Below are 25480 nucleotides of genomic sequence, written 5' to 3'. Positions count from 1 at the left end.
ATTAATCTTTTATCTAGTTTTAAGCCATTTTTTAAATTTTTTATATTGGATGCCTTCATATAGAGGATACAAAAAAGGAAGTATTCTGTTTAGGACCTCGGATACTGGATAAACAGCAGATGGATATATTGATTTCCTTGATTTTTCTATTCCCTGTATTATATTGTCCGCAGCTTTTTCAACTGACTGTACAGGTTTTGGTACAGGAGCCTTTTTGCCTCCTGCCTTGCTGAAAAAATTGGTGTGTGTTGCTATTGGGTATATAAGTAGTATTTTCCCATTGCTATTCATTTCGTATCTGTATGTTTTTGCAAATTGATGCAGTGCTGCTTTTGTCGAACAGTAAAGAGAGTATCCGGGAAGAGAAATATTGTGTACTGCCGAGCAGGTTATTACCACAAGATACTCTTTATTTTTTTGGTTTATGTTTTTCATCTTTTCTGCAGTATATATTGGAGACAATACATTTGTGTCGTATATTTTTTTATTATGATTCCAATTTGGGTCGGTCAATTCTTCACAGTATGCAAATCCTGCGTTTGCTATAAAAATATCTATGGTTTTTAATTGTTCAACAGCAAAGTCAAAAAGTTTGTCAATTTCATCGGGCTTTGATATGTCGCACGAAAAGGAAATTATTTTTTTACTGTAATTTGGAATTTTATTTGCATCTCTCGATACTGCAATAATGTTAGTATTATAGCTTACAAGTTTTTTGAGAAGTCCTCTTCCTATTCCAGAAGATGCTCCTGTTAATATTATGTTTTTGTCGCGTAGATTCATATTATATACCTCCATACTTTTAGTATATCTCATATTGATAATATTATTTTTATCAATATGAGATATTTCTCAAATTGATTTCATGTTTTAACTGATGATTATAGATAAAAGCTTATTACTTATATTGGTATGATAGTTGCATGTGTTTTAATATTATAAATTATTGCAGGGAGGTTTTAGTATGGAAAACAGAAAAAATTTAATACAATTGGTCAGAGCGGCAGTGCTTGTTGCGATAGCATTGATACTGCCGTATTTCTTTCATGGAATAAACAATGCGGGAAGTATTTTTCTTCCAATGCATATTCCTGTTTTGATTGGAGGATTTATACTTCAACCGAAGTATTCAGTCATGGTTGGAGCAGTAGCTCCAATACTTAGTTCTTTATTCACTGGTATGCCGCCCATACCATATTTATATGTCATGGTAATTGAGTTGGCTGCATATGCATTTTTGATATCATTTTTATACAATAAATTAGGTGTAGGAATGTATACGTCGTTAATTTTGGGGATGATAGGTGGTAGAATAGTGAGTATGATAGGAACATTTCTGATATTACATATTATTATGGCACAGCCTTTTGATTTCAAATATGTTGTTTCTGGACTGTTTGTTACTGGAATTCCAGGTATCATAATTCAGCTTGTATTTATACCGATTGTAGTTAGTGTTCTTCAAAAAAATTTAATTAAAAGGGGAGTTGAAAATGGACAATAGAGAATTTTTTAACCAAATGGCTGAAAGCTGGGACGATATATGCTGCAAACCAGAAGAGAAAATAAGACATGTAATTGAAAGCACAGGTTTATCAAAAGGGGATAATGTGCTCGATATTGGAAGTGGTACAGGAGTTCTCATACCATATATTGAGGATAAAGTTGGAGAGACAGGAAGAATAACTGCGCTTGATGTTTCTGAAAATATGATATCAATATCAAAGAAAAAAAACAAATATAAAAATTTAGATTTTGAAATAAGTGATTATTACAAGTATAACTCAGATGATAAATATGACTGTATAATGGCATATTCATGTTATCCTCATTTTATTGACAAAAAGAAATTTTTCCAAAAGTCCTTTGATTTGTTAAGGCAAAATGGGAAAATCATAATAGCACATGTAGAAGGAAAGGAAACTATAAATTCAAATCATCGTGGAGTGGAAAAAAAAGTAGATTCAAGTATGCTTGTTGGAATAGAGAAGCTTGCTGAATTTGCGAAGAAAATGGGATTTGTTACTTTTTATAAAGAGGACAACGAGGAATTTTATATCTATTCAGCAGAAGTTCAAAAATAAGCTAAAAGTCCCTGATGATGAAAATTATCGGGGACTTGCCATTTTATTTCAAAATTGTTCAGTAATTGTGTTGACTAGTTTATAATTATGATGATATTATGAGAATGAAAATTATTATCATAAAAAGGAAGCGATGAGATGAAAAAATTGTTTGAAAATGAAAAATCCGTGGTGTTTACAGCGGGAGTTGCACTTGGAACTTTAGGATTGGGTTTTTTAAAGAGTAAGATGGCGAAGAATTTTTATGTCAAGACATTGGCCGGTGGTATGAAAATAAAAAACGATGCACAAAATTTATATGAAACGATAAGGGAAGATGCACAGGATATGTGTTACGAAGCTAGCAAACAGGTTGAAAAGGACAAGCAGTGCTGTAGCAGCGAAAAATAGAAAAATATATGTGATGGTTTCATGCATTCCATAATAATCAAGTTATGAAACCTCAATTATTGAAAAGAGATGATATGGTGAATTATAGTATAGTCCACGATATGCCGGGGAGATTGAGGGTTAGATGTGGAAGATTTGCTTTTAATTTAGAAGATAGCTATAAAATAGATTGTTTTTTAAATAGGAATGTATATGTCTATAAAGCAGAATCATGCCATATTACAGGGAGTATTTTAATATTTTATAAAGAAAGTTTTAAAAGTGAAATTTTAAAGCTGATCAGTGCCTTGAATCCAGGTGAACTGTCTGAAATTAGTGATCAAAGTTTTGATACGTCAAAGCAGATTGATATTGAATTCAGAAAATCACTCTTTGGCATGATTAGCGGTAGAATGTTTATAAAATTCCTTTTACCGGTGAATATAGGAAAATTCATAATGTTTTACAGATCCATTAAATTTTTAAGAAATGGATTGAAAAGTTTGTTCAATATGCGTATAAATGTTGATGTACTGGATGCTGCATCTGTTGCAGCCGCGATTGGACAGGGAGAGTATTCAACAGCAGGATCCATAATGTTCCTTCTGAATGTATCCAATCTTCTTGAAGAGTATACAAAGAACAAGACCAAAAATGTACTTGCAAGAAATTTGGCAATAAATATTGAAAGTGTATGGATGGTAAAAGATGGTGAGGAGTTTCTTATATCAATAGATGATCTTAAAGTTGGTGATTATATAAGAATCAATATGGGGAACATGATACCTGTTGATGGTATTGTACGTGATGGAGATGCAATGATTAATCAGTCTTCTATGACAGGAGAATCTCTGGCAGTGGAGAAAAAAAGTGATGATGTAGTTTATGCAGGGACTGTTGTAGAAGAGGGATCAATTATAGTTGAAGTAAAAAAATTAAGTTCTGAAAGCAGAATAAGTAAAATAATAGAGATGATAGACAAATCCGAAAATTTAAAGGCAGACATACAGGGAAAAGCCGAAAGGCTTGCTGACAAAATTGTTCCATTTACGTTTATCGGAGCAATTGCTACATATTTTTTCACGAGAAACATAACGAAAGCATTGGGAATACTTCTTGTAGATTATTCATGTGCAATTAAGCTTTCAACCCCTATATCGGTTATTTCGGCCATGAGAGAGTCGTCGAATTATAAGATAGTGGTTAAAGGTGGAAAGTATCTTGAAGCTGTGGAGGAATCGGATACCATAATATTTGATAAGACAGGAACTTTGACAACTGCAAGTCCTACTGTTGAAAAAGTTGTTCCTTTCGCAGGATTCGATTCAAGATATGTTTTGAAAACAGCAGCATGTCTTGAAGAACATTTTCCACATAGTGCAGCCAGAGCCATAGTAAAGAAGGCGGCTGATGAAAAACTTAATCATAAAGAGGAGCATGCAAAGGTTGAGTATGTTATGGCTCATGGAATAGCTTCATTCATAGGAGATAAAAAGGTATTGGTTGGAAGTTACCATTTTATTTTCGAAGACGAGGGAGTGGAATTGTCTGATGAGCAGCAATCGGTTATAGAGCGTGAAGGCGATGGCTATTCTATTATATATCTTGCCATAGGAAACCATCCGGCTGGATTTATTTGTATAAGCGACCCTATAAGAGATGAGGCTGAATATGTAATAAAGAGTCTCAAAGGTACGGGAATAAAGAAAGTAATTATGCTGACGGGAGATGGTGAAAAAACTGCAAAGGCAGTTGCCGAGAAGCTAGGAATGGATGATTATTATTCCCAGGTGCTTCCAGAGGATAAGGCAAGGATTATAGAAGAGTTAAAGAAAAAAGGTCACAAGGTTATAATGGTTGGAGATGGAGTTAATGATTCACCTGCATTGGCTGCGGCAAATGTTTCCATAGCGATGAAGGATGGTTCTGACATTGCGAGAGAAGTTGCAGATATAGCATTGATGTCATCTGATTTAAGGAATCTTGTAACTATAAGGATTTTAAGTCAAAAATTAATGAAAAAGATAAAGAATAATTATAATTTCATATTAATTTTTAATACATCACTCCTTTTAATGGGATTGACTGGTTTTATAAGGCCTACTACATCTGCATTTCTGCATAATTTTTCAACAATGGGTATAAGTGCGGCGAGCATGAGACCTTGCTTTCATTAGGGAAAAACTTTTCATGGTAAAATAAATACCATGGAAAGTTTTTTTAAATATAGAAAAAAACAGAATAATTTTATAAATTTATGCTTTAGCATGTTGACAAACAGCAAAAAAATATATAATATAATAATTGATAATGAAATCCATTATCAATATACTCGGAGGTGGTTATTTTGAAAAAAGTAAATATTATATATTGGTCGGGAACAGGCAACACGGAGTCTATGGCTTCTTTAATATCAGATGGAGCAAAGGAAAAAGGAGCTGAAGTAAAACTTTTAAATGTTTCAGAAGCTTCGGTTAAAGATATAGAGGAAGCTGACGTAGTAGCACTTGGCTCGCCTGCAATGGGAGACGAAGTTGTAGAAGAAGCTGAAATGGAACCATTTGTTGAATCTGCTGCAGCTGCTTTAAAAGGTAAGAAAGTAGGTTTGTTTGGCTCGTATGGTTGGGGAACAGGCAAGTGGATGGAAGATTGGACAGAAAAGGTACAGAGTGATTACGGCTCTGATGTTGTAGATGATGGATTAATTGTGAACGGAAGTCCTGAAGATGATTCAGAAGAACAGTGCAAGGAGTTTGGAAGAAAATTGGCTGAGTAGTTAAATGCTTGATTTTTAAATTGCATATAGTATAATTAAATTGTGAATACAATAGGGGTGCTCGTAAAAAAACGGGCTGAGAGTAAGCTGAATTTGCTTAAACCCATAACCTGATTTGGATAATGCCAACGTAGGGATATGTTTTACATGGAAGCTTAGAGCTGTGTATATACTCTGCGAGTATGTGCATAGCTTTTGTGTATTATCTGAAATGTATTCATGAATTTATGAAAGCGGCAAATTGGGGGCACCACCTTTTGTCGCTATATTAAAATTAATGCATTGACTTGCTGCATAAAATACACAGAAATGGAGGAAGAAACATGAAAACAGCATTAACAATTGCAGGAAGTGATTCCTGTGGAGGCGCCGGTATACAGGCAGACATTAAGACAATGATTGCAAATGGAGTTTATGCCATGAGTGCTATAACTGCACTTACTGCACAAAACACTACCGGTGTTACTGGGATTATGGATGTCACTCCTGAATTTTTAAAAAAACAGCTGGAAGCTGTTTTTACCGATATTTATCCGGATGCGGTGAAAATAGGGATGGTATCTTCAGGTGAGTTAATATGTACAATAGCTGGAGAACTTAAAAATTTTAGGGCGAATAATATAGTTATTGACCCGGTCATGGTAGCTACGAGTGGTTCAAAACTTATAAGCGATGATGCCATAGATGTTCTAAAGGATAAATTAATACCTATGGCTGATGTTATAACCCCAAATATTCCTGAGACTGAAGTACTTTCAGGGATTAATGTAAAGACTGAGGATGATATGGTTGAGGCTGCACAACTTATAAATGAAAGATATGGTTGTGCAGTGCTTTGTAAAGGTGGACATCATCTTAATGATGCAAATGATCTTCTGTACGGTAATGGAACTTTTAAATGGTTTTATGGAAAGCGCATAGAAAATCCAAATACTCATGGGACAGGGTGTACCCTATCCAGTGCAATAGCGTCAAACCTTGCAAAAGGATACAATCTTGAAAATTCAATTGAAAAAGCAAAGAAATATATATCAGGTGCACTTGGAGACATGCTCAATCTTGGCAGAGGAAGTGGGCCTATGAACCATGCTTTTGCATTTAGAGGGGAGTTTTAGTCAAGTATGGCGGATAAAAAAACTTCACTCTTCAGCAATGGGCTTATTTGGTTTGGGGCAGGTATTTCAATTGCAGAGATAATTACAGGTACTTATTTTGCACAGCTTGGATTCAAGAAAGGAATTGCTGCAATAATAGTAGGGCATATTATTGGCTGTTTCATGCTTTTCCTTTCAGGTATTATAGGCGGAGTGAAAAGAAAAAGTTCTATGGAGGCTGTTGGATCAAGCTTTGGATACAAAGGCAGCATATTGTTTTCGGTGCTTAATGTAATTCAGCTTGCTGGATGGACTTCAATTATGATATATGACGGTGCAGTTGCAGCAAACAGGATCATGGGTGTTGGAATGTGGATCTGGTGTATTATAATAGGAATTTTGATTATACTTTGGATAACAATTGGTATAAACAATCTCGGCAAATTGAATTCAGTTGCAATGGCTGCTCTGTTTGTATTGACGATTTGGCTTTGTAAATATATTTTTACAGGGAATTCAGAGTTTATTATGGGCAAAAGTGCAATGACATTTGGGGCTGCTGTGGAACTTGCAGTTGCGATGCCTCTTTCGTGGCTTCCACTTATAAGTGACTATACACGGGAAGCAGAAAAACCTTTTAAAGCAACTGTTGTCAGTGTTATTATATATGGTTTGACAAGCACATGGATGTACATAATAGGAATGGCAGCTGTAATATATACGGGAAAAGGCGATATTGCAAGTGTGATAATTAAAGCAGGTTCAGGTATTGCAGGATTGCTTATTATAATTTTCTCAACAGTTACGACAACATTCATGGATGCATTTTCTGCCGGTGTATCCATGCAGACGATATATAAAAACTTCAAAAGTAAGTTTTTTGGGATATTTGTAACTATATTGGGAGTAATTCTAGCTAGTATTTATCCCATGGATGATATAACTGATTTTTTATATTTTATAGGCTCGGCATTTGCTCCAATGATAGCTATTCAGATTGCAGATTATTTCATATTTAAAAATGATTTTTCCAATAAAAGATTTAATATGAAGAATATCATTATTTGGTTTTTGGGATTTATACTGTATAGAATTTTAATGCATGTTGATATATTTTTAGGAAATACCCTGCCTGACATGATTTTGACAATATTAATGTATATTGTAGTTTCAAAATGTAATTTTATTAAAAAGGTTAGAAGTGAATAAACTAGAAAGCCACTTTAGTGTTAGTGGCTTTCTAGTTTATTTTTGTTTTTATCTTTATCAAGGAAGTAAAGAAGCACGTCAGATCTATCTTTCTGCTTTTCATACGTAGCTTCCTTTGACCATTTATAAAATCCTTCACCGCTTTTACTTCCGAGATTGCCATGAGCTACTTTATCTTTCATCATGTCAAACGGGTCTTTATAGTCACAAAGTTCTTTAAAAAGGTAGGAAGATACATTATAGAATATATCCAGTCCGCCAAGATCTGCACTCATAAGCGGGCCTGTTACAGGAAGACGCCTTCCATGACCGTATTCAATGGCCTTGTCTACTTCTTCGGGCTTTGCAAATCCCTGTTCCACTATATACATGGCTTCCCTCAAGAGAGCAAGCTGAAGTCTGTTCCCTATAAAACCAGGACACTCCTTTTCCATGCATACGGGTTTTTTACCTATGAATTCAATTAATTCTTTTGTCTTGCTTATTGTATCCTTAGAGGTTTTTTCACCTGGTACAATCTCAACAAGGGGTATGAGCTGAGGCGGATTCCAAAAATGGGCAACAACAACTCTTTCAGGGTATTTTGTACCTTCGGCTATCTTTGTAGGACTGAGACCGGATGTATTTGTAGCTAAAATTACTTCTTTTTTACAGAGAGAATCCACGAGCCAGGCTTTCGTCTGACCTGCCGTATATTTTCACATTAAGTTTGGATATTGCAGATAATAGGGCGATTCCGTGACCCATTGTACCTGTGCCAAGGACAGATATGTTTTTAATATCCATATTTTTATCTCCTTTTAAATTAACTATAGATCTTTATTATATAAAATTTAGATTATTTTAGCAATCTCAGAGATATTTGCAGTGCAGGAACTAAGCTCTTCTGCTGAAGCTGCTATTTGTTCTGTGGAAGAAGCTTGAATATTTGATATATCTGTAGTTTCATTTACTTTCCGCTGAAGATTTTCAGCCACTGTATTTATTGAATCCAGCATACTTTTTATATTTGTTACAGCATCAGCACTTTCTTTCGACATCTTTTGAATCTGATTCGCTACGACTGAAAAGCTTCTGCCGTATTCTTCGGCACGAGCGGCCTCTATTGCTGCATTGAGCCCCAAAAGTTTGGTGTTTCTTGAAACCTCGTTTATAAAGTCTAATATTTTTTGAGTACCAGTTATCTGCTCCATTATTTTATCGGTGTAGTTTTGAACTTCTAGAATCTTGCTTAAAAGGTCCTGTGCAGATGATGCAATTTCTTGGGATGTAGCACTTAATTGTTCCGAAGAAGATTGAATGGTATCACTTATTTCAGACAATGTCTCCTGGTTTTTTAAATTTATTGCTATGTTCAATGTACCAATTATATTATCGCCCTTATCCTTTATTGGTATGACAGATGCTTTAAACGCAACGCCGTAAGTATCTTTTGGCATTGTACCGCTTTCTATTTGACCAGATTCAAGTGCATCTGTTATCAATCCTCCAGGAGGAATAGTTTTGCCTTCAAGATCACCGCAGTTTAGTTCATCACCGTTGTAATAGCATAAAAATTTTTCTTTGTCAGTTACTCCAATAGCACAGTCGAGGGAAAATCCTTTTTGAAATATCGGGCAGGCTTTTCCGAGAAAGTGGAGAAGCAGGTTATCTTCATTTTCTGTAAAATATGGATTTGAGAATATAGTTTCATTATTTTCTAACAATATTACTACCTCCAATTTAAAAATGTTTTAAATATAAAATATTAATTATATTAAAATTTAAATTATAAATACAGTATAAACAATATAATTATATTACTTTGAAGGTTTCTAAGCAATAAAATTTTCCTTATATGAAAAAATAAATTAAATAAGTATATATATTATATTTAGCCTAATTATATAATTAATTGATATTTTTTGTATTTAATTATATAATTTATAATATCAATTTACAATAATGTCAAAAGTATAAAGGAGTAAAATATGGCATATAAAGATTTAAGAGAATTTTTAGAAGTATTGGAAAAAGAAAACCAACTAATTCGCATAAAAGAGGAAGTCATGCCGGAACCTGACCTTGCAGCTATAGGAAAATCCGCTCCGGATTTGAACAATGGACCTGCTGTTATAGTTGAAAATATAAAGGGGTACAATAACAGTGTTGTTTTAAATGTACATGGATCATGGCAAAATAGTGCCCTAATGATGGGACTTCCGAAAAACACTTCTGTAAAAGACCAGTTTTTTGAACTTGATAAAAGGTGGTCCAAGTATCCTGTAAAACCAGTTTGGATTGACGATGCACCTGTTAAAGAAATAAAAATTACAAAAGACATCAACATTTTTGATATAATACCACTTTTTAGAGTAAACAAATATGATGGAGGATTCTATCTTTCAAAAGCACTTACAGTTACAAGGGATCCGGATGATCCTGATAATTTTGAAAAGCAAAATGTTGGAACATATAGAATACAGGTAAAGGGAAAGGATCTTTTGGGAATACAGCCACTTCAATTTCATGATATAGCCGTTCACCTCAAAAAAGCAGAACAGAGAAATGAGAAACTTCCAGTTGCAATATGTATAGGTAACGATCCTGTTCTAAATCTTATGGCTAGTACACCTATAGAATATGCACAATCAGAGTATGAATTTGCAGGTGCACTCAAAGGTGAACCTATAGAACTTACTAAAAGTGAGAATGGGAATTTGGATATTCCTGCAAGAAGTGAAATAGTAATTGAAGGGTATATAATTCCGAGGTCAAGAAAAATAGAAGGACCATTTGGAGAATTCCCAGGCAGCTATTCAGGAGCCAGACTTCAGCCGGAGATAAAAATAACTGCTATAACATGCAGAAAAAATCCTATATTTGAGAACCTTTATATAGGTATGCCATGGACAGAAGTTGATTATTTGGTTGGATTAAATACAAGCCTTCCTTTGTACAGACAACTTAAGAGGGATTTCCCCGAAGTTTCTGCTGTGAATGCAATGTATACTCATGGAATAGGTGTTATAATTTCAACTAAGTCGAGATTTGGCGGTTACGGAAAATCAGTTGCCATGAGACTTTTATCCACGCCACATGGAATGCCGTATTCAAAAATAATCATAGTAGTTGATGAAACGGTAGATCCCTTTAATTTGTCACAGGTAATGTGGGCTATGACAACTAGAGTAAGGCCGGATAAAGATGTGGCTTTAATTCCAAATGCACCTGGAATGCCGCTTGATCCGTCATCTGATCCAACTGGAATGCATACAAAACTTATAATAGATGCCACAACTCCGGTATATCCTGATACTTGGAGAAAAGTAAATCCACTTACACCGCCTCCAAAATCAGAGTACTGGTTCAACTACATGAAAAATTCAACTAAATAAGGAGGAATTGAAAATGATGTGTCCAAGATGTGAATCTGAAAATGTGGAAGTGATGGCAAGCTCACCGAAAGGTAATGTTTGGGAAGTATATATATGCAAGGACTGCTGTTTTTCATGGAGGTCTACAGAAGACAGCTATATTAAAGATGCTAAAGAGTACAATAAAGAGTTCAAAATAACTAGAGAAGAAATAAAAAATTTACCTGAAATGCCTCCTATTCCTGAAATAGTGCACGAAAGTAAATAGAATTTATGATATACATAGAAAAAAGAGTAAATAGAATACATCTTAAATTAAAAGCATTAAAAATGGGAGAAGATTTGTGCATTGTTTTAACTGGTGGAAAGGAACATATAGGAGCAGTTACGGTTTTCCACGATGGAATAGTTGAAACAACTGCATTTTCCGGTCATAAAGAAAAAGTTATAACTGAGAGTCTTTCAGATGTATTTATACGGGAATTTGGAAAAAGTTTTGTAATATGCTGTGGGATACATTTTGATAATATTACAAAAGAGGAGATATTGTCTGTGAAGAATATTTCCTGTGAAATGGCGAAAATTTTATGTAAAAAACTAAAAAAGAGTATTTGATTTTAACTGTGCGGGAGAAGGATATATGGAAATTATAGTAGGGATTACTGGAGCTACTGGAGTTATATATGGAGTAAGACTTGTTGAAGTATTGAAAGGCATTGAAAATGTAAAGGTTCATCTTGTAACTAGTGAGTGGGCTGAGGAAAATATAAAAACTGAGACGATATATGATGTTGACTATATAAAGAATATTGCAGATTTTAACTATGACTATAGGGAGCTTGGAGCCAGGATATCAAGCGGTTCATGTATAACCGACGGTATGGTTATACTTCCCTGCAGTATGAAAACATTAGGCTCCATCGCACAGGGTTATGATGATAATCTTATATCAAGATGTGCAGGTGTTATGCTAAAAGAAGGAAGAAAGCTTGTGGTATGTCCAAGGGAAACTCCTTTAAGTACCATACATATTGAAAACATGCTTAAGCTTTCAAGGCTAGGAGTAAGGATACTTCCTCCTATGCCTGCATTTTATAATAATCCTGTCACCATAGATGATATTATAAACCATCATGTAATGAAAGTTTTAGATCAATTTGGAATAAGATATAATAATAAAAACAGATGGCAGGGGATTTAAAATGTCCTATTTTTAATATATTTTCTAAGTTTTAGATAAAGTTCATGTTCTTGAACAATCTTCTTCCTATGAAATAAGCAACTAAAAGATAGACAGCTGATACTCCGTTTACCATAAGCAAAGATATTATATGGCCTTTATTCATATATGTCATATAACATATTGCTGAAATCATGAATATGACAAAGGCTATAAGTACATATAACTTTTTGGAATGTAACATTTTTATGATTTCATTTTTAAAAAGACATTCCCATAAAAATCTTATTGGAGTTACATTTCCAAAGTTATTATGTATATTGAAATGCAACATAATAAGCTAATCTCAAATGAAGGGAAGAACATATCTGTAAAAATTCTGAGTTAGCTTAACCTCCATATCCTTAAGATTTCCATAAAATTCTATTTGCCTGTTTAGCTCATGTACTTTTATTTTGTGAGGAGTACTGCTTGTCTCAACAAATAAGATATCACATAGTTTTATATTTATTATTCTGGAATTTTCATTTACTTTAATATATCCTTCATTCAAATTTTTTCTAGTATATATGCTGTAAGCTTTTATAAGACAACTTGTTACCCGTGATTTAAAGTTATCCTCATCTTTAGCAATATAGTCTATTGCTTCAACTTTGTATTCAAATACAAGATAGTTCATTAGGAATCTAAATCTCTTATCTTTTCACCAAGTTTTATTCCCGTAATATTGTTTTTAAGTCAACATCCAAAAAGTAAATTCCAGTTGATGCATATGGGCATGCCCAAATCCAAAGATTTCTTTAAAATAGTGTTTTCAATAATTTGCTTAATTTTATCTCTATAAGATTTATTGTCGTTGCAAATAAATATTTCTAGCATATTATACCTCACTTATTGCAAATAATAATATAATTATATCATTGTTTGTGAATTTAATAAGTTGTCTACATTGACCTTTAAGATTTTAAAGTATAAAATAAATTTAACTGAATATATTCAGTGAATTTATTGTAAAAAAGGAGGAGTGCAATATGGATTATAGATTCAAGAAATTATTTGAACCTGTGAAAATAGGAAAACTTGAAATAAAAAACAGATTTGCCATGGCGCCAATGGGACCTCTCGGACTTTCAGATGACCAGGGAGGATTTAACCAAAGGGGTATAGAATATTATACGGCACGTGCAAGAGGCGGTACCGGTCTCATAATTACGGGGGTGACATTTGCTGAAAACAAAGTCGAAGAACATGGAATGCCGAATTGCCCCTGTTCTACGTACAATCCGGTGCAATTTATACGTACTGCAAGGGAAATGACAGAGAGAATACATGCGTATGACTCAAAAGTATTTTTGCAAATAAGTGGAGGTTTTGGAAGGGTTACTATTCCTACAAACCTTGGGGAATTCCCACCGGTTGCACCATCGCCTATACAGCATAGGTGGCTTGACAAGACATGTAGGGAACTTACCGTAAAGGAAATAAAATATATAGTAAAAAAATTTGGAGATGGCGCATTTAATGCAAAACGTGCCGGGTTTGATGGAATACAGATACATGCAGTTCATGAAGGCTATTTAATAGATCAATTTGCTATTTCTTTTTTCAACCACAGAACAGATGAATATGGTGGCTCTCTTGAGAACCGTTTAAGATTTGCTCGAGAGATTGTTGAAGAAATAAAAGAAAGATGTGGAGAGGATTTTCCTGTAACTCTTAGATATAGTCTCAAAAGCTTTATAAAGGACTGGAGAGAGGGAGGTCTTCCAGGGGAAGAATTTGAAGAAAAAGGCAGAGATATAGAAGAAGGCATACAGGCTGCAAAGCTTCTTGAATCTTATGGATATGATGCTCTTGATGTTGATGTTGGAACTTATGATTCGTGGTGGTGGAATCATCCGCCAATGTATCAGAAAAAAGGGCTCTATATACCTTATGCCAAAATAGTAAAACAGTCTGTAACGGTGCCTGTTATATGTGCAGGGCGTATGGATAACCCGGAACTTGCACTTTCAGCTGTGGAGGATGGTGCCTGTGATATAGTAAGTCTTGGACGTCCACTTCTTGCAGATGAGGATTATGTAAACAAGGTTAAGTCTGGAAATTACAAATATGTTCGTCCATGTCTCTCATGTCATGAGGGTTGCATGGGACGTATACAGGAATACTCAGCTTTGAACTGTGCTGTAAATCCAACTGCCTGCAGGGAAAAAGAAATGGAGTTAAGGCCTGCTTTAAAGAAGAAGAAAGTCCTCATTGTAGGTGGAGGAGTTGCAGGATGCGAGGCAGCAAGAGTTCTTGCGCTAAGAGGTCATGAACCTGTAATCTGCGAGAAGGAAAATAGACTTGGAGGCAACCTTATTCCGGGAGGTTCACCTGATTTCAAGGAAGATGATCTTGCACTTGTTGCCTGGTATGATAATATACTGGATAAGCTTGGAGTTGAAATTCATTTAAATACTAAAATTACACTTGATGATGTAAAGAAAATTAATGCAGATGAAGTTATAGTGTCTACAGGTTCAGTTCCAAAGATGTTCGATCTCGGTGGAGGAAAAGTATATTCAGCTGCAGATGTGCTGCTTGAAAAAGTAAATTATGGAGAACGGATAGTTGTGGTAGGAGGAGGTCTTGTTGGATGTGAACTTGCCTTATCCCTCGCAAAAAAAGGAAAGAAAGTTACCATAGTTGAACTTCAGGATAAACTTCTTGCCGTGAATGGTCCTCTTTGTCATGCCAATTCCGAAATGCTTGAAAGACTTATACCTTTTAATGGTATAGAAGTTCTTACATCTTCGAAGGTTGTTAAAGCTACTGAAAAAGGTGCTGTGGTTGATATAAACGGAATCGAGAAAGAACTTCAGGCTGACAGTATAGTGCTGGCTGTTGGATATAGTTCTGAGAAGTCGTTGTATGAGGAGCTTAAGTATGAGATTCCAAACATACATATTGTTGGGGATGCGAGGAAGGTTGCCAATATAATGTATGCTATATGGGATGCCTATGAAGTTGCAAGATATATATAAAAGTGTGGTATAATATTAAAAAACAGGAGTGAAATTGCTCCTGTTTTTAATATTCACTATTATTTTCAACATAAAGAGGAGAGTACTATGAAGAAGCAGACCATGCGTGCAAAGCAAGCCGAGATGACCAAGAATAAAATTTATGACTGCGGCGTAAGTCTTATAAAAAAATATGGATTTAAAAGTGTAACAATTGAAGAAATAGCAAGAGAGGCCGGGGTTTCAGTTGGTACGTATTACTATTATTTTAAATCGAAGTTCGAACTTTTCAGAGAAATTTTTAACAGGGGAGACGATTACTTCATAGATTATGCTTCAAATAGATTGCAGCATAAAAGGTGTCCAGATCAAATCATAGATTTTTTTTGCGAATATGCCGAATTTAATATATCGAACGGTCTTGACATGGTCAGAAATCTATATACGCCTGACAACAAGATGTTTATTACTGAGGGGCGTGGTATGCAGAATGTTTTAAAAGAAATAATAGAAGCTGGTAAAAAAAATGGTGAATTTCCTTGTGATATTTCTTCTCACAAGGCAGTAAACATACTTTTTATTATAGCCAGAGGAATGGTGTATGAGTGGTGTTTGAAATGTGGGGAAATGGATTTGAAACAAGAAATGACAGAGGTAATATCACTGACGCTTAAGGGATTTTATGCTGATAATTTGTTATAAGGCCAAATCTTAAAATGTTTTATTTTAAAAAATATTTGACAAGCAATAAAAAAAATAATATACTTGTTTTAACTTAAATGAATTAAACTTTGATGGAGAAAGAAATGTTCCTGATTTGACAGAAGAGAGCTGATGGGTGGTGGAAATCAGCGTTAAGGGAATGTGGAAATCACTCTGGAGTTTCCGAGTAGAAAGACATTTTGTCAAGTAGACAAGGACGTACACCGGCGATATATGGTTAGGGTTTGTTTTAAAATACAGACTTGATTGAAGGGACAATTATTTGTTTTAGATAATTGTAAACTAGGTGGTACCGCGGAAGTAGATCTTTCGTCCTTATGAACATATTTTAATGTGTTTATGAGGATGAAAGATTTTTTTACTTTTGTAATTTACATGATATAAAAAAGAAAGGAGGAAGAATATAATCTAGAATTTTAGAAAAATTGGGGCAATAGTATCATTTAGAATTAAGGGGGCTTAGAAATATGTCTGTTAAGGGCAGTGTGACAAGAAGAAAGTATTTGAATATTATTTTACCGCTTTTTATAGGATCTATGATTGCTTATATAGATAGACTTAACATATCCTATGCGGCGCTTACAATGAATGAAGATCTCGGTTTTAGTGCACAGGTATTTGGAATGGGTGCGGGAATTTTGTTTTTTGGATATGTTATATTTGAGGTGCCGGGGACTGTATTTGCAGAGAAAAGAAGTCCAAGCAAGTGGATCGTGAGAATAATGATTACCTGGGGAATGGTTACGAGTCTTATGGGATTTGTTCATACGGAACTTCAATTTTATATTGTGCGTTTTCTTGTAGGAGCGGCAGAAGCAAGCTTTTATCCTGTGTGCTATTCTGCTGTAATACCAAGATGGTTCAATGCAAAGGAAAGGCCAAAGGCGCTTTCAGTTCTTCTTACTTCAATGCTGGTTTCAAGCATTATAGGATCGCCTCTTGCAGGTTTGATTCTTCAAATAAAGGCTTTTGGATTTCAAGGATGGCAGATGCTTTTTGTACTTGAAGGACTTATTGCATTTATATTCGGAATAATTCTTATTTTCTGGCTTAAAGATAAACCTGAAGATGCAGGATGGCTTACAGAGGAAGAGAAGAAAAAAATAAAATCAGAGTATGAAAAAGAAATAGCACTTAAAAACTCTGTTAAAAAGTACACTCTTTGGGAAGCATTGAAAGATAGGACTGTTTTAAAATTGTGTTTTATATATTTTATGTGGGTTACAGGCTTTTGGGGATTTGGATTTTGGCTGCCAACAGTTTTAAAATCAGTATCCGGCATGAGTAATTCAAATGTGAGCTTTTTAATTATAATACCTATGGCAGTGGCACTTGTAGGTTTTATAGCAAATGGGAATTCCACTTCAAGGACAGGTGAGGTAAAATGGCATATAGCATTTCCACTTTTTATTGGGGCAGTTGGGATGTTTTTTGGTACCATTGTGTCAAATCCTGTACTTAGTTTCATATTTACATGCGTTACTGCAGCAGGTGTATATGTTGGAATGGGAGTTTGGTGGAGTGTTCCAATATCATTTCTTTCAGGGCCTGCAGCAGCAGGTGCTACAGGACTTATAAATTCAATTGGAAATTTGGGAGGCTGGGTTGGACCTAGTTTTGTAGGATTTATAAAAAGCAGTACAGGATCATACAGTGCAGCTTACGTATATCTTGCTGTATCGCTTGTGATTGCAGGAGTTGTAATGCTTACCTTAAAACAAAAAAGTGTAGTGACTTTAGATATGAAATCTGATAGAACAAGTGAAAGAATAACAAACGTAAAATAATTTTGTACAGAAAAGGGGGCTTTAATTATGAAATTAAATTTAACATTGAATGATGTATTGGAAGCTAGAGAGAGGATAAAGAATATATGTGTAAAAACAAGTCTTATATACAGTCCTGTGTTTAGTATGGAATGTGGAAATGAAGTTTACATAAAACCTGAAAATCTTCAGATTACAGGTGCTTTTAAATTGAGGGGGGCATCAAATAAAATAAGCAAGCTTGGCGATGAACAAAAATCAAGAGGGCTTATAGCTTCATCTGCTGGAAATCATGCACAGGGAGTTGCATATTCCGCTAAGAAGCTTGGAATAAAGGCAACAATTGTAATGCCGGAGACAACTCCTTTTATAAAAGTTCAGGCCACGAGAGATTATGGGGCGAATGTGGTACTTAAAGGAAAAATATATGACGAGGCCTATGAAGAAGCTAAAAGGCTTGAAAAAGAAAATGGATACACTTTTGTTCACCCTTTTAATGATATAGATGTAATGGCGGGGCAGGGAACCATAGCACTTGAAATAATAGATGAACTTAAGGATGTTGATGCAATATTGGTACCGATAGGTGGAGGCGGACTTATAAGTGGAATATCTGTTGCAGCAAAGTCTGTAAATCCTGACATAAAAATCATAGGAGTACAGGCAGAGGGGGCAAATCCCATGAAACTTTCTTTTGATGCCGGAAAGCTTATTTATGCGGATAAAGTTGATACCATTGCAGATGGGGCTGCGGTGAAACAACCAGGAGATATTGCTTTTGAAATCGTAAAGGAGTATGTCGATGAGATAGTTACTGTAAGTGACAGAGAGCTTATGGAAGATGTATTTGTACTTCTCGAGAAACACAAGCTTGTGGCAGAAGCTACGGGGGTAATGTCTCTTGCGGCACTTAAAAAACTTAATTTCAAGGGAAAGAAGGTTGTTTCACTTATAAGTGGAGGAAATATTGACGTAGTTACAATATCTTCTGTTTTAAACAGCGGACTAGTATCACGGGGAAGAATATTCTGTTTTTCAGTAAAATTAAAGGACACTCCGGGGCAGCTGCAAAAGATATCACAAATACTGTCGGAACAGGGAGCAAATGTAATAAAGCTTGACCACAATCAATTCAAGGCAGTTGATAGGTTAAAGCACGTAGCCCTTGAAGTAACTGTTGAAACCAGCGGATATGAACATATAGATTCAATTGTAGCTGAACTTAATAAAAATGGATACAATGTAGATAAAATATATTAAAAATCATGTCTTTAAAGTTATGTTTACTGTTGTTCCATGCTCTAAGGCACTATCCACACATATAGTGCCTTCATGGGCGTCTATTATCTGTTTTGATATAGCCATTCCCAATCCTGAACCTTGAATGGATGAGTTTGTATTTGTGCCCCTGTAATATCTGTTGAATATGTGTTTTAGATCATTTTTGGATATCCCTTTTCCATAATCTTTTATAATTATGTTGATGCTTTTATTTTCATAAATTGAAACTACTACTTTTGTTTTGGATTCATTGTAAAGCACAGCATTAATAATCAAATTATCTATGGCACGTTTCATAAGTTTTTTGTCTATGAAAGTTTCCATGACTTGGTTTCTGCAGTAAAATTCTATATTTTCTTCGGAATAAAGTGGATGATTTAAAATTTCAACAATAATATTTTGAACAAACGGTACAATATTTACTTTTTCCTTTTTTAAAGGTACGGCATTATTTTTTAACTTGTATGTCATATTTAAATCATCAACCAGAGATTGTATGTAGGAGGATTTTTTATATATTATTTCAGCGTATGTGCGTATTTCTTCCTCCGAAAAGCTGTAATCTACATCTTTCATAATTTCAGCGTAACCTTTTATTGAAGAAAGGGGAGTCTTTACATCATGAGATATGGAAGAAATCCATGTATTCCTTATTTTTTCAAGTTCTTCACGCTTTTCTTTTGCTTCTTTTAAATTTTCGTTTAGATTATCTAAATTTGAAAATATGTTTTTATACACACCGGAATTTACATGTTGTATTTTATATTTTCCATTCGAAAGATTGTTTATGCTGTTTATTATTTTCTGCAGGGGTATTCCCATTTTTTTACCGAATAAAAAATAGGCTGAAAGCACAGTAGCAAGTATGTTTAAAGATAAAACAAGTAAGACTCCATTCCAGAAAAATAGTTTAATGTTGCGAGTATTGAATATTAAAGTATATTTTCCTGTTGTATTTTCAGGAAAACCTATTATATAGGAAAAACTTTTTCCATGAAAGCTTTTTTCACTTACAAATACTGAATATCCAGCTATATCGTATTTGTACATATGGGAAAATTGAATTGGTATGTACTTTACAGGGACTTTTTGAGGCTTATTAAAAGAGTATACTTCACTGAAGTTTTCATCTATCATTTGAACCCAAAGATGATTTTTTAAAATTTTTGATTTGCCGGTTTCATTTATAAAAGGAAGTGAATTTTTAAATTTTACATACTCCGAAAAATTGTATGTGAATTTTTGCGGATTTAAGGTTAGTATTGTTTTTTTAGTGTATATAAGGAATTGGCTACATACTACAATGTTGAAAAATAGATTCATGATTATTATAAATACAAGTGTAAGCAGGAATTTTGTAGTAAGTGTCCAGTTGGTTTTGAATTTGTTTAATAATTTCATTTTGCCACCTCGATTTTATGGAATCCTGAGTTTATACCCAAGGCCCCTAAATGTAATTATATATTTGGGACTTGATGGATTGTCCTCGAGTTTTTGCCTAAGTTTTCGTATATGTACCATTATTGTATTGTCATATCCTATGCACTCATCTTTCCATACTTTACTGCATATCATTTCCTTGGTAAGTATTTGATTGGGGTTTTCAGCCATATAGCGTAAAAGATGATATTCTTTTGGAGTTAAAATTACGACTTTTTCAGATTTTGACACTTCAGCATTTTTTAGATCGATTGTTACATCACCGAATTGTACGAAACTTTTGCTTCTCGTCATCTCTTTTTTCAAATATATGTTCCTTCTTAAATGAGCTTTTATTCTAAAGGCAACTTCTTTTGGACTGAAAGGTTTTGTTACATAATCATCAGCGCCAAGTCCAAGTGCAAGAATCTTGTCTATATCGTCTGATTTTGCAGACAAGAAAATTACAGGAACAAAAGAAAAGCCCCGTATTTGTTTGCACACTTCGAAACCGTCCGTGTCTGGAAGCATAATATCAAGAACTATTATGTCAGGTTTTTCTTTGGTACATAGATTTATACCGCCTGCTCCGTCCATAGCCTTGTATATTTTACTGAATCCTTCTTTTTTTAAAACAGTTTCCATAAGATTTAAGAGCTCAATTTCATCATCAATCAATAGAACTTTTTTAGATAAAATTTCATCTGGCATAATAACCTCCGTCTAAAATAAATATGACTTAATTATATCATTACACAAAAATTATGTTGTTATAATTTAAAACTTTAAGGTTCTGTTAAGGTACTGATAAACCAGATTTAAGTGACAGCCGTTATCATATACATATGACTAATTTGAGGAGGAAAGGTTATGTTTGAAAATATAATAGAAACTAGTGATCTTGCAAAGGACTTTAAAGGTTTCCACGCAGTTAAGGGTATAAACTTATCAGTTAGAAAAGGAAGAGTATATGGATTTCTTGGTCCAAATGGTGCAGGAAAGTCCACAACCATCCGAATGATGCTTGGTCTTATAAAACCAACCAGAGGGAAAATTAAAATCTTTGGGAAAAATATAAGAACCAATAGAATGGAGATTTTGAAAAGAGTGGGTTCAATGGTTGAAGCCCCCTCATATTATGCAAATTTGACAGCATATGAAAATCTTAAAATAACAGCTGAAATTTTGGAACTTGATTATAAATATATTGACGAAGTACTTGAAGTTGTAAAACTTTCAAAATGGAAGGACAAACAGGCTGGAAAATTTTCGCTTGGCATGAAACAGAGACTTGGGATTGCTCAGGCATTGATAGCAAAACCTGAACTTTTGATACTGGATGAACCTACAAACGGGCTGGATCCTGCAGGAATACACGAGATAAGGAACCTTATAAAAGATTTACCAAAACATTATAATATGACTGTTGTAATATCAAGCCACAATCTAAGTGAAATTGAACTTATGGCAAATGACATAGGAATTATAAATATGGGGGATATGTTGTTTCAAGGAACACTTGATGAACTTCATTCAAAAAGTAAGGGCAATATTTGCATAGGAAGCAAAAATATTGAGGAAACAAAAAATATTTTAAATAAATGTGGTTACAAATATAATATAAAAGATGAATGTATATATGTGGAACCAAAGAAAATAGAACACGATGAACTTTTAAAAAGTCTTGTAGAGAAGGGCAGCAGAATATACAAGTTTGTTGAAGTCAAAAAATCTCTTGAGGATATATTCCTTGACCTTACAGAAGGGAGAGGAAATGTATGAAATTTACGTCAATTATGAAAGCGGAGTTTATGAAGTACAGGAGATCGGTGTTGTGGAAAGGTGTATTTTTAATACCTCTGTTGTCTTTTTTGGTTTTATTTGCAGATTTTTATGTGAGATATGATTTTTTGATGTCTCCTGTACATTTAAAAGATCTATCTAAAACTGGAATTTATGGACAAACAGCTGTGTTCATATATGAGTCGCATCTTGGAACGTGCTGGTTTTTACTGCTTAGTCTTGCTATAGTTGCAGTTTCAATTGTTGTAAATTATATTGAATACAGTGAAAACATGTGGAAACAACTGCTGTCGAGACCTGTGGAAAGAAGAAAAATCTATATTTCAAAATGGATACTTGTATATTCCTCGGCAGTTTTAATGGTTGTTTTAAACGGAATAGGTCTAATCATAATTAGCTCTGTATTCAAGGTTCAAACCGATTATTTTTTGATTTTTAAATATGTATGTTTTGAACTTTGCGCGGTTTTGGGAATTTCGAGTCTTCAGCAGTTTATAAGCTGTTTTATTAAAAATTCTCTTGCAGCAGCGGCAGTTGGTTTTTGCGGAAGCATAGGTTCATATATGTTTGCACAGAGCCAGATACTGTCAAAGGTCATTCCATATTCAAACATATTGATTACAGTACCCTTTGGAGATGAAAGAGATGCATACGTTGGGCTGGCTTTTTCCATAGCATCTGGAATACTATGGCTTGCAGTTGGAATTTTTGAATTTAATAAAAGAGATATAAAATAAGGAGGACAACTATGAAGGGAATATATAAGGTTGAAATGTTAAAGCTTAAACATTCTAAAATATTGTATATAACCATGTTAACACCTATATTTTTTGTAATACTTGGTGTTGTGAATTTTATGAGATACAAGGAACTTTTTACAGAAAAAGGACAAAATGTATGGATGCAAATTTACACTCAAAGTTCCATGTTCTACGGTTTGTTTATTATGGCACTTTTAATAACTATCATTACAGCCATTTTATTTAGAATAGAAAATAGCTGTGACAGTTTAAAAAGAATGCTTACACTGCCAGTTAGAAGGGAAAAACTTTACCTTTCAAAGCTTGCAGTTGCATGTAATATGATTTTCTTGAATCTTTTAGTATTTATAATTATTATGCTTACATTGGGATTGCTTGTAGTACCCCACGGGGAAAAAATGCCGATGCGTGTTATTTATAGTCCTCTTCTCTGCATGATAGCATCGATGCCTGTTGTGTCTGTTCAATATTATTTGAGTATGAAGTTTAAGAATATTTATGTGCCGCTTGGAGTTGGAGTTTTTTTTTCAATTCCGTCCATCCTTATAAACAATACAAAATATTGGATGTTCTTTCCCTGGGATTATCCAGGACGTGTGCTTTTAAATGGTGGAAGCGTACAATTTGATTTTCCATTATATATGTATGGAGTTTCCATTGGAATTTTTCTATTGTTTACTTTTATCGGTATATGGGAGTTTAAGAAGAAGGACATACTGTAGACAAATACTACTAAAACTAAGAAATGTCTGGTTTCGGCAAAAAGCTGAAATCAGACATTTCTTTTTAAAAATCAAATAGGCATTTTATTACTTGAGACCTTCCTCATAGGCTTGAATCATTTTCTTGACCATATTTCCACCTACAGATCCAGCTTCTCTTGCAGTAAGATCACCATTGTAACCCTGCTTCAAGTTTACACCAACCTCGGAAGCTGATTCCATCTTAAACTGGTTTAATTTTTCTCTTGCTCCTGGAACAACTATACGGTTATTATATGCCATAACACTCACTCCTTTATATAGTAATATTTACTGCTTACACTTTAAGTTTATACAATTAACATCAAAATATGTAAGGGAAGTTGAGGAATGGATGGAAATTGTATGTGTTATTTCATATTGTTTTGAATACATATATTTTTATTCCATAGGATAAACTATTAAAACAAACAAAATAGTGAGGTTTAAGTATATGAATAAAATTTTGATTAACAAATGTGAAAGAATAAATTTAAATGAATTTGATCCGGCGTATTCCGGTGAATTGTTTAAAGAATCTATTAAAGATGAGTATTCCATTTTGCAGGACAAATTTTTAAAACTTCAGGATGTTTTTTATGCATCAAAAAAATTTGCACTTCTTGTAATTTTTCAGGGAATGGATTGCAGTGGAAAAGATGGTACTGTAAAAAAAGCATTTTATAAAATCAATCCAAATGGAATTAATGTAGTAAGTTTTAAAGAACCTACACCTAGGGAACTTGGACACGATTATTTGTGGAGGGTTCACAGAGAATTGCCTATGAGAGGAAATATAAGTGTTTTTAACAGATCATATTATGAAGATGTACTTGTTACCAGGGTACATGGAATTATAGATGATTCCACTGCTTTCAGAAGATTTGATGAAATAAACAAGTTTGAAGAATATATGAATAATAATAATATCATAGTGATTAAATTTTTCTTAAACATATCAAAAGAGTTTCAGAGGCAAAAGCTGCTTGAAAGATTAACTGTTGAAAAAAAGCACTGGAAATTTTCGGCAGCTGATTTAAAGGAAAGAGATTTCTGGAATAAATATCAAAAATGCTATGAGGATATATTGTCAAACTGCAGTACGGGCCATGCACCATGGTATGTTGTACCTTCCGACAAAAGGTGGTTTAGAGATTTTATCGTCATGAAAGTTATTGTGAATGTACTTGAAAAGCTTGATTTGAAGTTTCCAGATATAGATGAAAATATTAAAATGCTGATAAGTGAACTTTGCAAATAGAAATGGCTTAAATAATTGTTAACAAAATTGACACTTTAATGCAACAATTATTTAGTAACATATATTAGTAATTATCATGCATTAGTAGAATAATATAAGCCTAAGAGGCGGAATGGAGACAATTTATTATGGAAGTTGAAGATAAGAACATCACCAAAAAAGAAAAAAAGAATAAAAAATCTAAAAAATGTCGTACTTCAATTGGTTTTTATATTGCATCAATAATTGCTGCAATTATTGGAATTGCGTCCCTTGTGACAAACATAACATTATTTACAAAGACCGTAAAACAATATGTAAGTCAAGGGTATTCTCAAACCACTGTTGTTTCACAGCTTTTACCATCACAGCTTTTGCCGTCATTGTTTGAAACTGTGGTAGTTTACTTTGGAATTGCAGTAATACTGTTTGGAATTGGACTTATAAATAAAAAACTGTCACAAGTTTTTAAGGCACAACAAGGTGAAACTTCGAATGTTGAGGTTATATCCGAAGATAGATCTGAAGATAAGGAAAATAATGAGGTTAATTAAATATACCAAGGGCCCGGTTTTTTATACCGGGCCCAAAATTATTGGTGATTTTTATTGACTTGAGGCGGAATTGATATAGATTTGATGGTAGAATATAATATAAGTACGTTGATTTGATGT

General features: G+C 33.9%; 27 protein-coding genes, 1 pseudogene, 1 riboswitch and 1 other annotated feature. Of the genes and pseudogenes, 20 read left to right on the top strand and 8 right to left on the bottom strand.

All coding sequences use genetic code 11. The annotated features are described in order from the left end of the window. Window positions 1–9: 9 nt before the first annotated feature. Complete coding sequence (locus AC4CVH_RS08660; protein WP_490787358.1) at window positions 10–783, bottom strand: SDR family NAD(P)-dependent oxidoreductase; 774 nt, start codon at window positions 781–783, stop codon at window positions 10–12. 181 nt (window positions 784–964) lie between these two features. Between AC4CVH_RS08660 and AC4CVH_RS08655 the strand changes: the two genes are divergently transcribed. The 7 genes from AC4CVH_RS08655 (at window position 965) to cytX (ending at window position 7532) form a co-directional block, all read left to right on the top strand. Beyond that, window positions 965–1504: an ECF transporter S component gene (locus AC4CVH_RS08655; protein WP_490787357.1), complete on the top strand. Its 540-nt coding sequence runs from the start codon at window positions 965–967 to the stop codon at window positions 1502–1504. Next, entirely contained in the window at window positions 1494–2084 is a 591-nt protein-coding gene (locus AC4CVH_RS08650) for a class I SAM-dependent DNA methyltransferase (protein WP_490787356.1), read from the top strand. Before AC4CVH_RS08655 ends, AC4CVH_RS08650 begins: the two co-directional genes overlap by 11 nt. 138 nt (window positions 2085–2222) lie before the next feature. After that, entirely contained in the window at window positions 2223–2474 is a 252-nt protein-coding gene (locus AC4CVH_RS08645; protein ID WP_490787355.1) for a DUF6110 family protein, read from the top strand. Window positions 2475–2551: 77 nt separating this feature from the next. Beyond that, window positions 2552–4630 (top strand): heavy metal translocating P-type ATPase, encoded by a 2079-nt coding sequence (locus tag AC4CVH_RS08640; RefSeq protein WP_490787354.1) that lies wholly within the window; start codon window positions 2552–2554, stop codon window positions 4628–4630. Between the two features lie 170 nt (window positions 4631–4800). Then, window positions 4801–5229, top strand: a complete 429-nt coding sequence (locus tag AC4CVH_RS08635) for a flavodoxin (RefSeq protein ID WP_490787353.1) — start codon at window positions 4801–4803, stop codon at window positions 5227–5229. A 43-nt stretch (window positions 5230–5272) separates the two neighbouring features. After that, window positions 5273–5383, top strand: a riboswitch (TPP riboswitch). A gap of 169 nt (window positions 5384–5552) precedes the next feature. After that, a complete protein-coding gene (gene thiD / locus AC4CVH_RS08630; protein ID WP_490787352.1) occupies window positions 5553–6344 on the top strand; it encodes a bifunctional hydroxymethylpyrimidine kinase/phosphomethylpyrimidine kinase in 792 nt (263 codons plus the stop codon). A 6-nt stretch (window positions 6345–6350) separates the two neighbouring features. After that, window positions 6351–7532 carry a putative hydroxymethylpyrimidine transporter CytX gene (gene cytX / locus AC4CVH_RS08625; RefSeq protein WP_490787351.1) on the top strand — a complete coding sequence of 394 codons (1182 nt, stop codon included), beginning with the start codon at window positions 6351–6353 and terminating at the stop codon, window positions 7530–7532. A gap of 20 nt (window positions 7533–7552) precedes the next feature. On the opposite strand, the pseudogene AC4CVH_RS08620 reads toward cytX, so the two are convergent. Both AC4CVH_RS08620 and AC4CVH_RS08615 read right to left on the bottom strand, forming a co-directional pair. Further along, window positions 7553–8318, bottom strand: a pseudogene (locus tag AC4CVH_RS08620) (3-hydroxyacyl-CoA dehydrogenase family protein). 47 nt (window positions 8319–8365) lie between these two features. Then, window positions 8366–9238: a methyl-accepting chemotaxis protein gene (locus AC4CVH_RS08615; protein WP_490787350.1), complete on the bottom strand. Its 873-nt coding sequence runs from the start codon at window positions 9236–9238 to the stop codon at window positions 8366–8368. 264 nt (window positions 9239–9502) lie between these two features. Between AC4CVH_RS08615 and AC4CVH_RS08610 the strand changes: the two genes are divergently transcribed. From AC4CVH_RS08610 to AC4CVH_RS08595, 4 genes are read left to right on the top strand one after another with little or no spacing between them, the layout of a single operon-like run. Then, on the top strand, window positions 9503–10909 hold the full coding sequence (locus AC4CVH_RS08610) for a non-oxidative hydroxyarylic acid decarboxylases subunit C (protein ID WP_490787349.1): 1407 nt from the start codon (window positions 9503–9505) through the stop codon (window positions 10907–10909). Between the two features lie 13 nt (window positions 10910–10922). Then, the gene (locus AC4CVH_RS08605; RefSeq protein WP_490787348.1) at window positions 10923–11156 is read left to right on the top strand and encodes a non-oxidative hydroxyarylic acid decarboxylases subunit D; all 234 of its coding nucleotides are present in this window, start codon (window positions 10923–10925) and stop codon (window positions 11154–11156) included. Window positions 11157–11161: 5 nt separating this feature from the next. Further along, window positions 11162–11503: a prenylated flavin chaperone LpdD gene (gene lpdD / locus AC4CVH_RS08600; protein WP_490787347.1), complete on the top strand. Its 342-nt coding sequence runs from the start codon at window positions 11162–11164 to the stop codon at window positions 11501–11503. A 25-nt stretch (window positions 11504–11528) separates the two neighbouring features. After that, window positions 11529–12089 carry a UbiX family flavin prenyltransferase gene (locus AC4CVH_RS08595; RefSeq protein ID WP_490787346.1) on the top strand — a complete coding sequence of 187 codons (561 nt, stop codon included), beginning with the start codon at window positions 11529–11531 and terminating at the stop codon, window positions 12087–12089. 31 nt (window positions 12090–12120) lie between these two features. Here the strand turns inward: AC4CVH_RS08595 and AC4CVH_RS08590 are convergent, their stop codons facing one another. Together AC4CVH_RS08590 and AC4CVH_RS08585 are read right to left on the bottom strand one after the other, a co-directional pair. Next, entirely contained in the window at window positions 12121–12402 is a 282-nt protein-coding gene (locus tag AC4CVH_RS08590) for a hypothetical protein (RefSeq protein ID WP_490787345.1), read from the bottom strand. A 12-nt stretch (window positions 12403–12414) separates the two neighbouring features. Further along, window positions 12415–12747: a LytTR family transcriptional regulator DNA-binding domain-containing protein gene (locus AC4CVH_RS08585; RefSeq protein ID WP_490787344.1), complete on the bottom strand. Its 333-nt coding sequence runs from the start codon at window positions 12745–12747 to the stop codon at window positions 12415–12417. Between the two features lie 352 nt (window positions 12748–13099). Between AC4CVH_RS08585 and AC4CVH_RS08580 the strand changes: the two genes are divergently transcribed. From AC4CVH_RS08580 to ilvA, 4 genes are all read left to right on the top strand, one after another. Further along, entirely contained in the window at window positions 13100–15094 is a 1995-nt protein-coding gene (locus tag AC4CVH_RS08580; protein ID WP_490787343.1) for an oxidoreductase, read from the top strand. Between the two features lie 87 nt (window positions 15095–15181). Beyond that, window positions 15182–15775 carry a TetR/AcrR family transcriptional regulator gene (locus AC4CVH_RS08575; RefSeq protein ID WP_490787342.1) on the top strand — a complete coding sequence of 198 codons (594 nt, stop codon included), beginning with the start codon at window positions 15182–15184 and terminating at the stop codon, window positions 15773–15775. A gap of 80 nt (window positions 15776–15855) precedes the next feature. Further along, window positions 15856–16116, top strand: a binding site (T-box leader). Window positions 16117–16263: 147 nt separating this feature from the next. Beyond that, window positions 16264–17583 (top strand): MFS transporter, encoded by a 1320-nt coding sequence (locus tag AC4CVH_RS08570; protein WP_490787341.1) that lies wholly within the window; start codon window positions 16264–16266, stop codon window positions 17581–17583. 27 nt (window positions 17584–17610) lie between these two features. Then, window positions 17611–18822, top strand: coding sequence for a threonine ammonia-lyase (gene ilvA, locus AC4CVH_RS08565; RefSeq protein WP_490787340.1), 1212 nt, complete (start codon window positions 17611–17613; stop codon window positions 18820–18822). Window positions 18823–18825: 3 nt separating this feature from the next. On the opposite strand, the gene AC4CVH_RS08560 is transcribed toward ilvA, so the two are convergent. Both AC4CVH_RS08560 and AC4CVH_RS08555 read right to left on the bottom strand, forming a co-directional pair. Continuing rightward, complete coding sequence (locus tag AC4CVH_RS08560) at window positions 18826–20244, bottom strand: sensor histidine kinase (protein WP_490787339.1); 1419 nt, start codon at window positions 20242–20244, stop codon at window positions 18826–18828. Between the two features lie 15 nt (window positions 20245–20259). After that, complete coding sequence (locus AC4CVH_RS08555; protein WP_490787338.1) at window positions 20260–20973, bottom strand: response regulator transcription factor; 714 nt, start codon at window positions 20971–20973, stop codon at window positions 20260–20262. A 159-nt stretch (window positions 20974–21132) separates the two neighbouring features. On the opposite strand from AC4CVH_RS08555, the gene AC4CVH_RS08550 reads away from it, so the two are divergent. Genes AC4CVH_RS08550 through AC4CVH_RS08540 form a run of 3 tightly spaced genes read left to right on the top strand, consistent with a single transcriptional unit; the run spans window position 21133 to window position 23548 of the window. Beyond that, window positions 21133–22044 carry an ABC transporter ATP-binding protein gene (locus AC4CVH_RS08550; protein WP_490787337.1) on the top strand — a complete coding sequence of 304 codons (912 nt, stop codon included), beginning with the start codon at window positions 21133–21135 and terminating at the stop codon, window positions 22042–22044. After that, complete coding sequence (locus tag AC4CVH_RS08545; protein WP_490787336.1) at window positions 22041–22802, top strand: ABC transporter permease; 762 nt, start codon at window positions 22041–22043, stop codon at window positions 22800–22802. Before AC4CVH_RS08550 ends, AC4CVH_RS08545 begins: the two co-directional genes overlap by 4 nt. 11 nt (window positions 22803–22813) lie before the next feature. Continuing rightward, window positions 22814–23548, top strand: a complete 735-nt coding sequence (locus AC4CVH_RS08540; RefSeq protein ID WP_490787335.1) for an ABC transporter permease — start codon at window positions 22814–22816, stop codon at window positions 23546–23548. Between the two features lie 87 nt (window positions 23549–23635). On the opposite strand, the gene AC4CVH_RS08535 is transcribed toward AC4CVH_RS08540, so the two are convergent. Next, the gene (locus tag AC4CVH_RS08535) at window positions 23636–23830 is read right to left on the bottom strand and encodes an alpha/beta-type small acid-soluble spore protein (protein WP_490787334.1); all 195 of its coding nucleotides are present in this window, start codon (window positions 23828–23830) and stop codon (window positions 23636–23638) included. 190 nt (window positions 23831–24020) lie between these two features. Here AC4CVH_RS08535 and AC4CVH_RS08530 point away from each other — a divergent pair, with 190 nt between their 5' ends. Together AC4CVH_RS08530 and AC4CVH_RS08525 are read left to right on the top strand one after the other, a co-directional pair. Continuing rightward, window positions 24021–24827: a PPK2 family polyphosphate kinase gene (locus tag AC4CVH_RS08530; RefSeq protein ID WP_490787333.1), complete on the top strand. Its 807-nt coding sequence runs from the start codon at window positions 24021–24023 to the stop codon at window positions 24825–24827. Between the two features lie 128 nt (window positions 24828–24955). Next, window positions 24956–25360 carry a hypothetical protein gene (locus AC4CVH_RS08525; RefSeq protein WP_490787332.1) on the top strand — a complete coding sequence of 135 codons (405 nt, stop codon included), beginning with the start codon at window positions 24956–24958 and terminating at the stop codon, window positions 25358–25360. Window positions 25361–25480: the final 120 nt, after the last annotated feature.

This window comes from Clostridium pabulibutyricum, assembly GCF_058242705.1.
This window is presented reverse-complemented; position numbering and strand designations above follow the sequence as displayed.